We start from the raw sequence: 15,956 nt of genomic DNA, 5'->3' as shown, positions 1-15,956 counted from the left end.
GTGAATATCAAGTCGGCGCCGCCATGGCTTCACGTGCTGGGCGGGGCCAGTTCGACGCTGACCAGACGGTCCATGGAGCGGCCGATGTAAAAGGTAAAGGGCCGGCCCAGGTCCATGGCCATGCCCTCGCACTTGCCCATGAAGCCTATGTGTTGCAACGGAGAAATCTCTCCATCCTCGTGGTACTGCAAGCCCAGGGAACCGACACTGAAGCCGACGCGGTCGGCGCGGCGATCCTCGCGCGTGCCCCAGGAGGTCTTGATCGCGGACAGTTGGATGCGGTTGTCGAACAGCATCTGGTTGAGCGTGGGGTTGGCGAACCTGATGTTGCCGAACAAGAACTGCGCCGGTTCGCGCTTGTTGTCTTTCCACTCCAGATACACGTTGTAATCCCCTGGTCCGCTCCCGGCCTTGCTGCCCATCTGGCTGAACGGCATGCCCGGTGCCTGGAGAGTGGCCTGGTATTGGCAAAACGCCTCGTTGGGCGTGCCGGTGGCCGACAGCTTGCCGCTGATCAATTCCTCCATCGAGTAATGAAACAGCACATCGGCGTATTTCACCGGCTCCAGCGCCAGCGAGAAGCGCCGCGGCAAGGCCATGGCTCTTTTGCGGTACTCGGGGTTGGTGTATTTCCCGGTTTCCGGGGCGATCTCCAGAACGGCTTCGAAGGTGCCGGCTGCGCGCGCCTCGACAATCTCGCTGAACAGCTCCCGCAGGCGTTGGCGCTGGGTTTCGGGCACGCTGCTGTCCAGGCTGATATGCAGGGTCTTGTCGTCCTTGCGGTCCATCTCCAGGCCGATGTGGTCAGGCTCGATGCCGATCCCGGCGGCCATCTGAGTGATGGTCTCGGCGAAGTACGGCACGATCTGGGCCTGCTTGGGGTTACCCACGGTGTCCTGGAAGTGCAGGGTGAGGTAGGTCTGCTTGCAGCCGGTCAGCAGCATCAGCAGCAGGGCTGCGGTGTAGAGGCGTCGGTTCAATGGAGGTCCTTGTTGCGCCATGGCGCTTAGCGGTAATCGACGCGGGTCAAGCGATCCAGGGTCCGGCCCATTTGAAAGGTGAATGGCCGGCCCAGGGTCTGCATCTTTTGCTCGCACAGCGCTTGCAGCTCGTCCTTTCGGGTGTCGAAGGGCAGGGCTGAGGTCAGGGTCTGGACACCGATGGAGCCGATGACGATGGCGAATTCGTCAAGGGGCACCGGCGCGGGCTGAGTGCTTTTCGAGCTGGAAGGCCAGGCCTGGATGGTTTTCTGCTGCATGTGCCGGTTCAGGTCCGGGTCATCGAAGTGCACCTTGAGCGGTACCTTGGCAATGCTGCCGCTGCGGGTCAGCAAGGAGATCAGGCCGCGCTCGCTGTTGTCCTGTTCAAGGGCTTCGTAGCCGATCAATTTCAAGCGCGTGGGCATTGTCAGGTGCGCGGTGATCTTGCAACTGACCGGGCCTTCGATTTCGCTGCGGTTGACGATGGCACGCAGGCTGTCGTCGTAGCTGCGGTCCAGCAGCATCTCGAACGCCGGGTCGAACTTGAGGGTGGCGTCGATGCTGTCTGGCAGGCCGCTGGGGCCGGACGGATTGACGCTGGCCCGAGCGTTGTCCAGTTCCAGGTGCAGGTTCATCGAACTGGCCTTGCGCGCGTCGGTAACCTGCTCGAAGACGGCCTTGAGGCGGCCCCGTTGTTCCGGGCTTAGGGAGTAGTCCACCAGGCGCAGGTGGATCACTTTGTCATCCTCCTTGTCGCGCTCCAGGGCGATGGCATCCGGGTCCAGGCCCTGGGCGCTGAGCGCCGTGTAAATACTCTGCTTGTACGCCTCGTGCACCAACTGGTCGGAGAATTGCGGGCCGGCCTTGGGATCGGAACGCACCGAATCCTGGAAGTGCAGGGTGGCGAAGTCTTCCTTGCACCCGGTCAGCCAGAGCAGCAGGGGTAACAGCAGCAGGTAGCGAGTTTTCATGGTGGACTCTTGCAGGGCATCGACGGGGGTAGTGGCATGGGCGAGCGGTGAAAGTGGCAGCCAGGCCTTCAGTGTGTCACTGGGCCAGGCGATGCCCGTTGAGGGCGATGACCACGGCGAACTTCTTGGCGATCACCACTTCGGCCTGGTTCGTGGTGGTCAGGAAATTTTCCATCGGGTAGGGGAATTCCACGGGGATGCCGCCGATCGACATGTGCTTCAGCGTCTGGGACTGCAGCTCGATGCTGTCGCTCCCGGCGCCGCCGCCAATCAGGTAGACGTTGTCGCTGACCGGCTGGTAAGACATGCCGCCGCGGCCCTGGATTCGCTGCAGGCTGGCGGTCTGTTTGGCCAGTTCGTTCAGTTCGACCTGGGTGATGGTGCGGTGCGGTTTGCCGTGCAGGCGCAGGTCCTGCAGGTTCATGCGGTACTTGGCGCGGCGGCTCAGGTAGATGATCGCCGACACCAGGCCAATGACGGTGAAGACTCCGGCGACCAGGGTGAGGAACAGGTTCATGCGCATCCTTGCAGGTACTGAAAATCAGGGTTGCGCATTATCCGTATCCGCTGTCGACGGGTCCATGCGTAATTGCCAGTGCCGGGCGGCAAGCGCCAGCTCAACCTGCGGCAGATCCGCTGGCTGGCCGAGCGCTTCAAGGTGTCGATGGAGACCTTCGCCTGAGTCAGGACGAGCAGCTGATTTCCAGGTGCTTGCCCCACTCTGGCGGACGTTCGGCATAGCCTTGCATGCCCTCTTGCTCCTCAAAAGGCCGGCTCAGCACCTGATGCAGGCGACGCACTTCTGAGTAATCGCCTGACTTGGCGGCGTCGATGGCCTTCTGCGCCAGATAGTTGCGCAGGAGGTACAGCGGGTTGACCGCGTGCATGCGCTCCCGGCGCAGGTCCTGACCCTGGAGCGGATCGCGGGCGACCCGTTGCCGATATTGCTCGGCCCAGGCATCGAAGCCGTTGCGGTCGACGAAATCGTCCCGCAGCCGGGCCAGTGCCTGGTCCGGCGCTTGCTCCCCCAGGCGGCGGAAGAACAGGCTGTAGTCGACGCCGCTGTTCTGCATCAGTTGCAGCAGGCGTTCCACCAGCTTCTGGTCGTCGTCCTCGGCCTGGGTGAAGCCCAGGCGCCGACGCATCAGGTCCAGGTAATGGGCCTGGTACAACGGCAGGAACAGGCCCAGGGCTTCACGCAGCGCCTCGACGCTGATGAATGGCGTCAGGGCCTGGGCCAGGGCGCTGAGGTTCCACTGGCCGATGGGCACCTGGTTGCTGAAGGAGTAGCGGCCCTGGTCATCGGAGTGGTTGCAGATGAAGTGGGCGTCGAAATCATCGAGAAAGGCGAACGGGCCGAAGTCGAAGGTGATGCCCAGGATCGACATGTTGTCGGTGTTCATCACCCCATGGCAGAAACCGTAGGCCTGCCATTTGGCGATCAGTTCGGCGTTGCGTTCGACGATCTCGCGGAACATCGCCAGATAGGGTTCAGGCTGCTCCAGGCACTCGGGAAAATGCAGGGCCAGCACATGCTCCCCCAGCTGTTTATGCAGCTCGGGTTTCTTCGTGTAGTAGAAATATTCGAAATGCCCGAAGCGGATATGGCTCTGCGCCAGGCGCAGGACCATCGCCCCGCGTTCCTGTTTCTCGCGCCATACCGGGGTGTCCGAGCCGATCACGCACAGGGCGCGGCTGCTGGGGATGCCCAGGGCATGCAGGGCCTCGGAGGCGAGGAATTCACGGATCGACGAGCGCAATACGGCACGACCGTCGCCCATGCGCGAATACGGCGTCTGCCCGGCGCCCTTCAGGTGCAGGTCCCAGTGTTCTCCCGCCTGGTTGTAGACCTCGCCCAGCAACAGCCCGCGACCGTCCCCCAGTTGCGGGTTGTAGGAACCGAACTGATGCCCGGAATAGGCCATTGCCCGGGGCTCGGCCTCGGCCCACAGCTTGTGCCCGCCGAACAGTTCGGCGAACACCGGGCTTTCGGCCACGGCCGGGTCCAGGTCCAGCAGCGCCATGGCCGCCGGGCTGGCGGCCACCAGCCTGGGGTTGTCGAGGGGTTCGGGCAGTACGTGGGTCGAGAAGGCGTCGCCCAGGCGGGCGAAGCGGTTGTCGAAGGTCAGTTCGTCGAGGGCTTTCAACGGCCATCTCCCAGCAGAATGTCCGAGCATTCTGCTAGGGATAGGGGCCTTAGTCGAGTTTGCTCGGCGGCGGTTCCTGCAGCGGCTTGCCCCCGGGCATCGGGACGATGGTCTTGGCCTCCGGCTCGATGGGCACCATCTTGTATTCCTGGCCGTGGAGGTTTTTCAGGTAGACCTCCATCTGCCGGAACGAGATGTTGATGTGTTGCTTCTTGAACTCGCGGTTGATGAAGCGGTTGACCTCGTCCACCACCGGGTTGCGGTCCCCCAGCTCGCGCACGTGCATGCGCAGTTCGTGGTCCAGGGTGCTTTCGCCGAAGTTGAGGAAGTACACCTGAGGCTCCGGTTCCTTGAGTACCCGCGGGTTGTCCCGGGCGGCCTTGAGCAGCAGCTCCTTGACCAGGTCCAGGTCCGAGCCGTAGTCGACGCCGAGCTTGAGGGTCACCCGGGTCACGGTGTCGGTCAGCGACCAGTTGATCAGTTGCCCGGTGATGAAGGTCTGGTTGGGGACGATGATGTCCTTGCGGTCGAAGTCGGTGATGGTGGTGGCGCGGATGCGGATCTTGCTCACCGTGCCCGACAGGTTGCCGATGGTGATGGTGTCGCCGATGCGCACCGGCCGCTCGAACAGGATGATGATGCCGGAGATGAAGTTGGCGAAGATCGCCTGCATGCCGAAACCCAAACCCACCGACAAGGCCGCCACCAGCCACTGCAGCTTGTCCCAACTGACGCCGAGGGTGGCCAGGGTCGAGACGAAACCTATTCCGGCAATGGCGTAGGACAGCAGGGTGGTGGTGGCGTAGGCGCTGCCCTGGGCCAGATTCAGCTTGGACAGCACCAGCACTTCCAAGAGGCCTGGCAGGTTGCGCGCCAGGGCTAAGGTGATGCCGACAATGATCAGCGCACCGATCACGTCGCCGATGCTGATGGGCACCATGCTCATGTTGGCGCCGGTGCCGCTGGTGTATTCGTAGAGGGTGATGTTGTCCAGGTAGGAGAACACGGTGATCAGGTCCGACCAGACCCAGTACAGCGCGGCGATGAAGCCGCCCAGCAGGGCCAGGCGGATCAGGCGCAGGGACTGTTCGTTGACCTTCTCGATGTCCATGGTCGGCTCTTCGACCACCGCGTCGCCGCTTTCCCCGGCTTCCTTGGCCGCCTGGCGTTTGCTCAGGGCCCGCTGGTAGGCCAGGCGCCGTGCTGCAACGCCGAGTCCGCGGACGAAGGTAGCCTCGATCACCAGCCAGAACATCAGCAGGTACAGGGTGTTGATCAGGCGGTCGCTGAGCTTCAGCGCGGTGTAGTAGTAGCCGAAGCACACGGCGATGAACAAGGCGATTGGCAGCAGGGTGAATAGCAGGCCCAACGCCTTGCGGAACAGCGAGGCATTCTCGTGGGCCGGGCTGCTCAGCAACAGGCGGCTCAGCAGCCAGGCCATCAGCCCGTAGCAGGTCAGCACCACGGCGATGCCGAGCACGTCATCGGCCAGGGCCGCGGGCTGGTGCTCGGCCACCGCCACCACGGCCACCAGCGCCAGGACCACCAGCCCCAGGCGCCGGACCCAGCCCTGGAGGAATTCCACCTGGGGTTTTTCCCAGCGGAAATGCAGTTCGGCCACGCCGCCGGGGGCGAGTATCCGATAGGCGGTGTAGAACACCAGCCAGGCCTGGGCGATCTGCAGCAGCGCCGCACCGAGGTTGGCGTTCTGCCCCCGGGCATCGATCTGCAGGGCATAGCCGCACAGCGCCAGGGCCAGGGTGACCGGCATCGCCAGAAGAATGTTCACCAGGATCGCCAGGGGCGTGTGCCACTGGCTGTCGCGTTTGAAGTGACCGATATCCTTGTGCACCTTGTTCAGGCGCGCATAGAGGTTCTTGCGCCGCCACAGCAGGGCGCCGATCAGCAGCGCCAGGGGCAGGAACAGCAGCGGCCGCTGCGCCAGACCGTCGGTCAGCTCACTGAGGCTGGAGGCCCAGGGCAGGGTGGTGATCTGTTTCTCCAGGCGCTGAGGGACGTCCTGTAGCCACTCGGCGTCCAGAGGCTTGTTGCTGGGAATCCAGAACATCTGCTCGTCGAGGGTCGCCCGCAGGCTCTGGGACGTGCTCAACAGTTGTTTCTGGTTCAGTTGCAGGGTGATGGATTCATTGAGCAGGGCGCTGAGCTCGCGGTTCAGGCGCTCCAGCAGATCGACGCGGGTCATGGCCAGCTCGATCAGGGTCCGGCGCAGTTGCGGCGTGACCTGCTCCGGCGGCTGGCTCTTGAGCAGGTTGTCGACGTAGGTGCTGGGGCTACCCAGCAATTCGCGCTGCTGGTTGACCTCGAATTGATAAAGGCGGATATCGGCGATTTCGTCCGCCAGGTCGCGATCCAGCTTCAGGCGTGGCAAGGCCTGTTTCTGCTTGTAGAGAATCTTCGACAGCAGCAGGCTGCCCTTGAGCACGTTGATCTGCTCGTCCAGGGCCGCGTCGCTTTGGGTCACGCTGTCCAGTTGCTGTCGAGTCTGCAGGTTCTGCTGGGTCAGTTCGTTGAGGCGGTCGGTGCTCTTGAGCAGGTAGTCGGAGAGCTTGAGGTTGGTGGCGCTTTCGGTGGTCAGCAGGCTGCTGCTGCCGGCCTTCTGCGCCTCGATGGACTGCTGGGTCACGGTTTCCTGGGACTGGGCCAGGCGCTTCTGGTTGATCAGGGTTTGCAGGTCCTGGATTTCCTGCTCCAGGCGCGCGGTCTTTTCCATCAGCAGGTCATGCTGGCTGCTGCCCAGGTCCTGCAACTGGCTGTTGCCCGCCAGTTCCTGGCGGCGCAGGGGAATCAGGGCGTTGATCGCCGCCAGTTCGGCATTTAGCAGATTGCGTTGATCGGCACCGAGCAGCTTGCCGCCGTCCTTGCCGGACTTGAGTGCGGCGTTGATCTGCAGGATGCGGGTCTGGCTGTTGCTGATTTCCGCCTGGGCCCGTTCGGGACGGGTCTGGGCGGTGATGGTCAGGGTGTTGGCGTCGGCCAGGGCCTTTTGCAGCTCGCCTTGCAAGGTGGTGCGTTCGCTCAGCAGTTGCTCCAGTTGCGACACCGCCAGCGAGCCATAGCGCTGGGCCACCGGTGCGACTTTACTGGCCTTCAGGCGTGTCAGCTCGCGCTGGTTTTCCGTGGTCTGGCGCGGCGCGTTGCTCAATTGCTGGCGCAGGTCGTTGAGGCGCCGCTCGTAGTCCTGCTTGTTGTTCAGGTGATTCAGGGTGTTTTGCAGCAGGGTCTGCAGGGCCTTCTGATCGGCTTCCGGCAATTTGCGTTCGGCGATCTTGTCCAGGCTTTGCTGGACCGACTCGGCACTGGGCGGATCGCCGCCCTGTGCGGCGCCGACAGAAAGACTCAGACCCAGCAGGGCAGCAGCGAAAAATTTACGCAAGTTAGGCATAGAAGTCGGTCAAGCAAATAGGAATGGGGGGGACGCGTCGCGATCAGGTCTGACGCGCTCCGCAGTTTAGAGGAAGAGGCCGGGGCCGGGGCGACTTCCTTCGGGGAATCTGACGCCCACTTTGCCGATCTTGTTCCCGTCCATCACCGCCACGGTCCAGAGGGTGTTGTTCCACTCCACCTGGTCGCCGACCACCGGTGCACCGCCGACCTTCTGGGCGATGAACGCGCCCAGGGGCATGTCCGCGTCCTGGCCGTCGAGCTTGAGCCCGTAGAGCGCCGACACCGCGCCCAGCTGGGCGTCGCCTTCAAGGACGAAGTCGCCGAAGAAGCGCAGGTCCAGCCCGCGCTCCGGAGCCTGGCTGAAGAGTTTGCCCAGGGCTGGAAGGTTGTGTTCATGGCCGATCACGCACAGCAGGTCATCGGCCTCAAGCACGGTACTACCCGACGGATGGAGCAGTTGCTGGCCGCGAAACAGGGCCGCGATCCTTGTGCCTTCGGGCATTTTCAGCTCCCGCAGGGCGGCGCCGATGCACCATTTTTCCGCCCCCAGGCGGTAGACGAACAGTTCCCACTCGCTGGTGACGTGAACCTCCAGGGCCGCCCGGGAAATCGGGGCCGGCTCCGGCGGCACCGTGACCTTGAGCCACTTGGCCACCCACGGCAGGCTGGTGCCCTGGAGCAGCAGCGAGATCAGCACGATAAAGAACGCCAGGTTGAAGTACAGCTGGGCGTCGGGCAGCCCGGCCATCAACGGGAACACCGCGAGAATGATCGGCACCGCGCCCCGTAGGCCGACCCAGGAAATAAAGGCCTTTTCCCGGCCATGGAAGGCCTTGAACGGCAGCAGGCCCACCAGCACCGACAGCGGACGGGCGAACAGGATCATCCACAGCGCCAGGCCCAGGGCCGGCAGGGCGATGGGCAGCAGGTCGTGGGGGGTGACCAGCAGCCCGAGCACCAGGAACATGCCGATCTGTGCCAGCCAGGCCATGCCGTCGAGCATGTGCAGGATGCCGTGGCGGCTGCGCACCGGGCGGTTGCCGATCACCAGGCCGCACAGGTACACGGCGAGGAAACCGCTACCGTGCAGGGCGTTGGTCAGGGCGAACACCACCAGACCACCGGCCACCACCAGGATCGGGTACAGGCCGTTGGCCAGATGAATGCGATTGACCAGTTGCAGCATCAGCCAGCCGCCCCCCAGGCCGATTAACGCGCCGATACCGAATTCGCGGATCAGGTCCCCCAGCAGGCTCCAGTGCAAGCCGGTGTGGCCCTTGGCGAGCATGTCGATCAGGGTCACGGTGAGAAACACCGCCATCGGGTCGTTACTGCCGGACTCAATCTCCAGGGTGGCGGTGACCCGCTCGTTGAGGCCCTTGCCCCCCAGCAGGGAGAACACCGCCGCGGCGTCGGTGGAGCCGACGATGGCACCGATCAGCAGCCCCTGGATCAGGTTCAGGTCGAACAGCCAGGCGGCAGCCATGCCGGTCAGCCCAGTGGTGATCAACACCCCCACTGTGGCCAGGGACAGCGCCGGCCACAGGGCCACGCGGAAACTCGCGACCCGGGTGCGCAGGCCGCCGTCCAGCAGGATCACGGCCAGGGCCAGGTTGCCCACCAGGTAGGCGGTCGGGTAGTTGTTGAAGATGATGCCGCCGCCGTCGACTCCGGCGCTCATGCCCACGGCGAGGATGATCACCAGGATCGGGATGCCGAGACGGGATGAAAGTGAGCTCACCAGAATGCTCGCACCTACCAGCAACGCGCCGATCAAGAACAGGCTGTTGATGGTCGTCGCATTCAAAGGCAGTACTCCAGAGCGAAAAAGGCGGGCGCAAACTGACCATGCAGTCTGCGTGCCAGCGATTCTAACCTGTTGAAATGCGCCACTGTCAAAAAGCTTTTGATGACAGTGGCGGATTTTTTTGCTGTGAATTCCGGCGCCGATTTACCGGCGTGTTGCGGGGCTGGCGAGCGGCTTCAGAGGCTGAAGCGCGCGACCATGCTGTTGAGGTCCACGGCCAGTCGCGACAGCTCGTTGCTGGCTGCACTGGTCTGGTTGGCGCCGGTGGCCGACTGCACCGACAAGTCGCGGATGTTCACCAGGTTGCGGTCCACTTCCCGGGCCACCTGGGCCTGTTCTTCGGCGGCGCTGGCGATCACCAGGTTGCGTTCGTTGATCTCGATGATCGCGCTGTTGATGGTGTCCAGCGACAGGCCGGCGCCGCGGGCGATGTTCAGGGTCGACTCGGCGCGCTCGGTGCTGTTGCGCATGGAGTCCACCGCGTGCTCGGTGCCGCTCTGGATGCTGCCGATCATGCGTTCGATTTCGCTGGTGGACTGCTGGGTACGGTGCGCCAGGGCCCGCACTTCGTCGGCGACCACGGCAAAGCCACGACCGGCCTCGCCAGCACGGGCGGCTTCGATGGCGGCATTGAGGGCCAGCAGGTTGGTCTGGTCGGCCAGGCCGCGAATCACGTCCAGTACCTTGCCGATGTCCCGCGACTCGTTGGCCAGGTCGCCGATCAGGCTGGCGGTGCCTTGCACGTCGGAACTCATGCGCTCGATGGCGGACACGGTTTCCTGCACCAGATCGCGACCGTCGCCGGCGGAGGCGGTGGCGTTCTTCGAGGCTTCCGAGGTGCTTACGGCGTTGCGTGCCACTTCTTCCACGGCGCTGGTCATTTCATTGACTGCGGTGGCGGCTTGCTCGATTTCGTTGTTCTGCTGGGTCAGGCCACGGGCACTTTCCTCGGTGACGCAATTGAGCTCTTCGGCTGCCGACGCCAGTTGGGTGGCGGAGCCGGAAATGCGCTGCAGGGTGTCCCGCAGTTTTTCCTGCATCTTGGCCATGGCGCGCAGCAGGCGTCCGGCTTCGTCATTGCCGTCGACCTTGATCGGCCGTGTCAGGTTGCCTTCGGCGATTTCTTCGGCGGCGCTCAGGGCGTTGGCGATCGGTACGGTGATGCTGCGGGTCAGCAGCCAGGCAAACAGCAGGGTCAGGCCGGTGGCCAGCACCAGCAGGGCCACCACCAGGTTGAAGGCCGAGGAGTACTGTTCGGCGGCCTGCTGGTTGGTGTCGAGGGTCTGCTGGGTGTTGATCTCCATCAGGCGGTTGAGCGCGGTGTTCATGGCTTCCGAGTTGTTCAGCAGGTCGGTGTTGAGCAGGTTGCGCAGCTCTTCCACCTGATTGCCGCGGGACAGGGACCTCATCCGCTCTTCGATCTGCCGGTACTGTGTCAGCAACTGGACGTACTGCTCGTAGGCAGTCTTTTCCTCGGGGCTGCTGATGAACTTCTCGTAGGTGACCTGGGCGGCGCGGATCTGCTGGTTGCGCATGTCCAGCAGTTCGATGGTCTTTTGCTGGACATCGGGTTCACGGTTGACCAGCAAGCGATAGGACAGCACCCGCAGACGCAGGGTCAGTTGGGTGAACTCGTCGAGGCTCTTGATGCTCGGCACGCTGCTCAGGGTGATGTCCTCGGCGGCGCCGCGGATCTTGCTCATCTGGTTCAGGGCGAACACCCCCAGGATCAGCATCAAGCCGCCGATCATGGCAAAGCCGAGGAAGGCCCGCGGAGCGATATTCATATTGCGTAGGGACATGGTGAGTACCAAAAAGGGCGCATCCGTGCGGGGGCTTGAGACTGATCTACCGTGACTTATCGGTCGTACGACTAAAGTCTTGAGTCGCGCCGTGGATTTAGCCTTTTGGCTACGCACCGGGCCGGGAGTGTCAACGGCCGACTGCATCGGCCCAAGGCCCGTAATAGAGCCCTGGAGCCGGGAGAAGGGGGTTTACAGCTGGAAGCGGGTCACCAGATTGTTCAGGTCAGCGGCCAGGATCGACAGTTCACTGCTGGCGGAGCGGGTCTGGTTGGCACCAGTGGTGGACTGCACCGACAGGTCGCGGATGTTCACCAGATTGCGATCCACTTCCCGAGCCACCTGGGCCTGTTCTTCGGCGGCGCTGGCAATGACCAGGTTGCGCTCGTTGATTTCGTTGATGGCGCTGTTGATGGTGTCCAGGGACTGGCCGGCGCTGCGGGCGATGTTCAGGGTCGAGTCGGCGCGTTCGGTGCTGTTGCGCATCGACTCCACCGCCTGCTCGGTGCCGCTCTGGATGCTGCCGATCATGCGTTCGATTTCACTGGTGGACTGTTGGGTGCGGTGCGCCAGGGCGCGGACTTCGTCGGCAACCACGGCAAAGCCGCGGCCGGCCTCGCCGGCACGGGCGGCTTCGATGGCGGCGTTGAGGGCCAGCAGGTTGGTCTGGTCGGCCAGGCCGCGAATCACGTCCAGTACCTTGCCGATATCCCGGGACTCGTTGGCCAGCTCGCCGATCAGGCTGGCAGTGTCTTGCACGTCACCGGTCATGCGTTCGATGGCCGAGACGGTTTCTTGCACCTTGTCCCGTCCGTCCCCGGCGGATTGGGTGGCGTTTTGCGAAGCTTCGGAAGTGCTCACTGCATTGCGCGCGACTTCTTCCACGGCGCTGGTCATTTCATTGACCGCGGTAGCCGCCTGCTCGATTTCATTGTTCTGTCGAGTCAGGCCACGAGCACTTTCGTCGGTGACGCTGTTGAGCTCCTCGGCGGCCGAGGCCAGTTGGCCGGCGGAACCGGAAATGCGCTGCAGGGTGTCCCGCAGTTTTTCCTGCATGGTCAACATGGCCTGCAGCAGGCGGCCGGCTTCGTCGCGGCCATCCACGGTGATCGGCTGGGTCAGGTTGCCTTCGGCGATCGCTTCGGCCGCATGCAGGGCGTTGTCGATCGGCAGGGTAATGCTGCGAATCAGCCGCCAGGCAAACACCAGGGTCAGGGCGGTGGCCATGACCAGCAGCGTCACCACCAGGTTGAAGGCGGTGGCGTATTGCTCGGCCGCGTCTTGATCGGCGGCGCTGGAGTACTGGGTGTTGATGTCCACCAGTTGATTGAGAAGGGCGTTGATCTTTTCGGCGCTGGTCATCAGCTCGGTGTTCAGCAACTGCTGCATGCTTTCGAGCTGGTTGTTGTGCGACAGCTCGATCAACTGGCCTTCCAGTTGGCGGTGGTGGGTCAGCAGCTCCATGTACTGATCGTAAGCGGCGTGCTCTTCCGGGCTGCTGATGAGCTCCTGGTAGCGGGCCCGGGTTTCATCGATTTTCTGGTTGCGCTGGCTGATGGAGTCCAGGGTCTTTTGCTGTTCCTCGGGGTCGCGGTTGAGCAGCAGTCGGTAGGCCTGGACCCGCAGGCGCAGGCTCAGTTGGGTGAAGTCGTCGACGCTCTTGATGCTGGGAATGGTGTCCTGGGTGATGCGTTCGGTCGCTGCGCGGATCTTGCTCATTTGACTCAGAGCGAAGATCCCGAGAAACAGCATCAAACAACCGATCACGGCAAAGCCGAGGAATGCTCTCGGAGCGATATTCAGGGTGCGCAGGGACATTGAACCTACCTCGGATGTGCGCGGCTTGCGCGTTTGGGTCAGGGAAGTACCTGTGCTATCGCGTTGAAAAAACGCTTCTTGAATCGCCAGGAGTGCTTTCAGAAAAGTCTTACCACCTGTTGGGATAATTCGTAAAAGTCCGAAGCATCCGACCGAACGTCAGGAACCCGAGGCGCGAATGACAGTCTCTAACAGCTCTCGCGTGAGGGTCATCGCCAGTAAAATCAAGGCCTTGCGCCTGGATATCCCTGGTATCCAAGGTGACTTTTCTTTATCGTACGCGCCCTTTGCAAACAGCCCGGAAGATCAAAATGTTGGAAGCATCCCTCAGCCAATTGGAACAGTTGGTCAGTGACCTGGTGGTACAGAACCAGGAGCTGCTCGGCACGAACGAAACCCTCAAGGAACAACTGGCCCAGGCCAAGGATGAAAACGAAAGCCTGCAGTTGAGCCTCATGGAACAGGAAGAAAAACAGGGCGCTACCGCCGCCCGCATCCAGGCTCTGGTTGAGCGCGTCAGTGCGAGCCCGGCCAACCCATGAGACATCACATCGATGGGGTGAAGGTGGTCTCGATCCTGGGTGAGGATTACTCGATCAAGGCGCCGGCCGGTGAGGAACAGACCCTCATGGACGCCGCGCTGATGCTCAAGGCGGCCCTGGCCGACACCAAGAAAAAATACCCGACGCTGATTGGCGAGCGCCTGCTGGTGCTGGCAGCGATGAACCTGTGTTCGCAGCAGATCGAAATGAAAAAGCAGCACGCCCAGGCGCTTGAGCGTTATCAGGAGCAGGTGAGCGCCACCGTCGAGGTAATCGCCAAGACCATTCAACAGAATTGATGGAAGTGCACACAGCTGGCGGGTAATGAGTTGGACAAGCAGAAGCATTGTTTGTATACAACTTCCCGCGGCTGGCGCGGTATCTCAGCCTCTTATAACCATAAGAAAGAGGTGTTCCATGCAATTCTGGCGACGCAGTATTCAATGGCAACTGATCCTCAGCATGGGTTCGGCCCTGCTGGTCAGTCTGCTGGTGGTCGTAGCGATCTACACGGTGCTGATCAATCACCTGACCCAGAGCTACCTGGTGGACAGGGCGCTGCCTTCGAGCATCGAAGCCATGCGCAACGATATCGAACGCATTCTGACCCAGCCTCTGACCGCCGCCCGTGACCTGGCCGGCAACGGCATGCTGCGCGACTGGCTGGCGGCAGGCGAAGACCCGGCCCGGGCGCAGAGCTTCATCAGCTACCTGGAAGACATCCGCGCCGAGAACCAGGCCTTCACCACCATGATGGCCAGCCCGCTCAGCCATCACTATTACAACCAGAAAGGCCTGGACCGGACCCTGAGTCGGGATAATCCGAAGGATGTCTGGTTCTATCGCTTTATCGACAGCGGCAAGCCGCGGGTGCTGAACATCGATGTCGATGTTGCCAGTGGCGAGCTGGCGCTGTTCATCAACTACCGGGTCGAGAAAGACGGTGAGCTGGTGGCGGTCACCGGCCTGGGCTTGCGCATGACCGAGCTGTCGCAGCTGATTCACGACTACAGCTTTGGTGAGCGTGGCCGGGTGTTTCTGGTGCGCAACGATGGTTTGATCCAGGTGCATCCAGACGCTGAATTCAGTGGCAAGCGACAGTTGTCCGAGCAGATCGGCGCGACCGCCGCCGAGGCGCTGATGGGACATGAGGGGCTGACCAGCAGTCATTTCGAGCGTGATGGCGAAGACTACCTGGCCCTGAGCCTGCCACTGCGCGGCTTTGGCTGGAGCCTGGTGGCCGAGGTGCCGCAGGCGCAGATTTACGCCGAGGCGCACCGGGCGATCTGGCTCACCAGTCTGATCGGCCTGGGCATCGCCGGCGTCTGCCTATTGCTGGTTGTACTGCTGGCCCGTGGCCTGGTACGCCCGGTGCGACAGGTGACCGAAGGGCTGGTGGCCATCGGCAGCGGCGGTGGCGACCTGACCCTGCGCCTGGATGCCAGCCGTGCCGACGAACTGGGGGATCTGGCCCGGGGTTTCAACCGTTTTCTCGACAGCCAGCGCGGCATGATCGGTGAGGTGTTGGCCACCACCGAACGCCTGCGTTCCTCGGTGAGCCAGGTGGCGGCGGTGGTGGAGAACACCGCCGAGCGCTCCGGCCGGCAGCAGGAAATGACCGACATGGTGGCCACTGCGGTACATGAGATGGGGCTTACCGTGCAGGACATTGCGCGCAATGCCGGGCAGGCGGCGGATGCTTCCCAGGCGGCCCGGGATGAAGCCCAGCAGGCCCAGGACGTGGTGGGCGGTTCGATTCGGCATATCGAGAGCATGTCCGGTGAAATCGCTCTGGCCGCCGGTGCCGTGGGCGAACTGGCGGAACAGGTGGCCTCCATCGATCAGGTGCTGGCGGTGATCCGCGGGGTTTCCGAACAGACCAACCTGCTGGCCCTCAACGCTGCCATCGAGGCGGCTCGGGCCGGGGAAATGGGCCGTGGCTTTGCGGTGGTGGCCGATGAAGTCCGGACCCTGGCCCAGCGTACCCAGACCTCCACCGATGAGATCCAGCAGATGATCCAGGGCCTCAAGCAGGGGGCGGAGAATGCCGTGTCTTCGATGCATGCGGGGCAATCGGCCACCGGCACCGGAGTTCAGTCCAGCCAGCAGACCGGGGCCTCACTGACGGCGATCACCGGGCAGGTGGAGCGTATCAGCGACATGAATCAGCAGGTCGCCACTGCCACGGAAGAACAGTCGGCGGTGACCGAAGAGATCAACCGCAATGTTCAGGGCATTTCCGAACTGGCCCGGGCCACCGCGGCTGAAGTGCACACCTGTCGTGAGGATTGCCAGACCCTGCAGCGCCTGGCCGAAGACCTGGCGCGCCAGGTGGGCGGTTTCAAGCTGCACTGACCAGCCTGCAGGAGCTGGCGTGCCAGCGAACCTCGGGCCGCGCAGTGCCAGGCCGGACGCTTTCGCCGGCAAGCCGGCTCCTACAGGTGTCGAGTGAGCCTTCTGGTAGGCGCTGGCTTGCCAGCGAAC

Annotated in this window: 11 protein-coding genes and 2 pseudogenes; 5 read left to right on the top strand and 8 right to left on the bottom strand. The window is 63.0% G+C overall.

Translation table 11 applies throughout. The features are described from left to right. Nucleotides 1-29 precede the first annotated feature (29 nt). From PQT43_RS15165 to PQT43_RS15155, 3 genes are all read right to left on the bottom strand, one after another. Nucleotides 30-980 carry a hypothetical protein gene (locus PQT43_RS15165; protein ID WP_102882062.1) on the bottom strand — a complete coding sequence of 317 codons (951 nt, stop codon included), beginning with the start codon at nucleotides 978-980 and terminating at the stop codon, nucleotides 30-32. A gap of 26 nt (nucleotides 981-1,006) precedes the next feature. Then, a complete protein-coding gene (locus tag PQT43_RS15160) occupies nucleotides 1,007-1,951 on the bottom strand; it encodes a hypothetical protein (protein WP_265074088.1) in 945 nt (314 codons plus the stop codon). A 76-nt stretch (nucleotides 1,952-2,027) separates the two neighbouring features. After that, complete coding sequence (locus PQT43_RS15155) at nucleotides 2,028-2,468, bottom strand: IgaA/UmoB family intracellular growth attenuator (protein WP_272754227.1); 441 nt, start codon at nucleotides 2,466-2,468, stop codon at nucleotides 2,028-2,030. Nucleotides 2,469-2,555: 87 nt separating this feature from the next. Between PQT43_RS15155 and PQT43_RS15150 the strand changes: the two are divergent. Continuing rightward, a pseudogene (locus PQT43_RS15150) lies at nucleotides 2,556-2,633 on the top strand (transcriptional regulator); the annotation flags it as partial. Between the two features lies 1 nt (nucleotide 2,634). Here PQT43_RS15150 and selO read toward each other — a convergent pair. From selO to PQT43_RS15125, 5 genes are all read right to left on the bottom strand, one after another. After that, nucleotides 2,635-4,098 (bottom strand): protein adenylyltransferase SelO, encoded by a 1,464-nt coding sequence (selO, locus tag PQT43_RS15145; RefSeq protein WP_272754226.1) that lies wholly within the window; start codon nucleotides 4,096-4,098, stop codon nucleotides 2,635-2,637. Between the two features lie 49 nt (nucleotides 4,099-4,147). Further along, nucleotides 4,148-7,501 (bottom strand): mechanosensitive channel MscK, encoded by a 3,354-nt coding sequence (gene mscK, locus PQT43_RS15140; protein ID WP_272754224.1) that lies wholly within the window; start codon nucleotides 7,499-7,501, stop codon nucleotides 4,148-4,150. Nucleotides 7,502-7,567: 66 nt separating this feature from the next. Beyond that, nucleotides 7,568-9,310, bottom strand: coding sequence for a potassium/proton antiporter (locus PQT43_RS15135; RefSeq protein ID WP_123391403.1), 1,743 nt, complete (start codon nucleotides 9,308-9,310; stop codon nucleotides 7,568-7,570). Nucleotides 9,311-9,486: 176 nt separating this feature from the next. Next, nucleotides 9,487-11,112, bottom strand: a complete 1,626-nt coding sequence (locus PQT43_RS15130; protein WP_272754223.1) for a methyl-accepting chemotaxis protein — start codon at nucleotides 11,110-11,112, stop codon at nucleotides 9,487-9,489. A gap of 192 nt (nucleotides 11,113-11,304) precedes the next feature. Then, complete coding sequence (locus PQT43_RS15125) at nucleotides 11,305-12,930, bottom strand: methyl-accepting chemotaxis protein (RefSeq protein WP_253084261.1); 1,626 nt, start codon at nucleotides 12,928-12,930, stop codon at nucleotides 11,305-11,307. A 311-nt stretch (nucleotides 12,931-13,241) separates the two neighbouring features. Here PQT43_RS15125 and PQT43_RS15120 point away from each other — a divergent pair, with 311 nt between their 5' ends. From PQT43_RS15120 to PQT43_RS31440, 4 genes and pseudogenes are all read left to right on the top strand, one after another. Continuing rightward, complete coding sequence (locus PQT43_RS15120) at nucleotides 13,242-13,472, top strand: hypothetical protein (protein ID WP_102862842.1); 231 nt, start codon at nucleotides 13,242-13,244, stop codon at nucleotides 13,470-13,472. Continuing rightward, a complete protein-coding gene (locus tag PQT43_RS15115; RefSeq protein WP_102862843.1) occupies nucleotides 13,469-13,771 on the top strand; it encodes a cell division protein ZapA in 303 nt (100 codons plus the stop codon). The genes PQT43_RS15120 and PQT43_RS15115 overlap by 4 nt, the downstream gene beginning before the upstream one ends. A 25-nt stretch (nucleotides 13,772-13,796) precedes the next feature. After that, nucleotides 13,797-14,960, top strand: a pseudogene (locus PQT43_RS31445) (HAMP domain-containing protein); the annotation flags it as partial. 21 nt (nucleotides 14,961-14,981) lie between these two features. Then, complete coding sequence (locus PQT43_RS31440; protein ID WP_372852570.1) at nucleotides 14,982-15,827, top strand: methyl-accepting chemotaxis protein; 846 nt, start codon at nucleotides 14,982-14,984, stop codon at nucleotides 15,825-15,827. Nucleotides 15,828-15,956: the final 129 nt, after the last annotated feature.

Source organism: Pseudomonas sp. BLCC-B112 (assembly GCF_028550695.1).
GTDB lineage: Bacteria > Pseudomonadota > Gammaproteobacteria > Pseudomonadales > Pseudomonadaceae > Aquipseudomonas > Aquipseudomonas danubii.
This window is presented reverse-complemented; position numbering and strand designations above follow the sequence as displayed.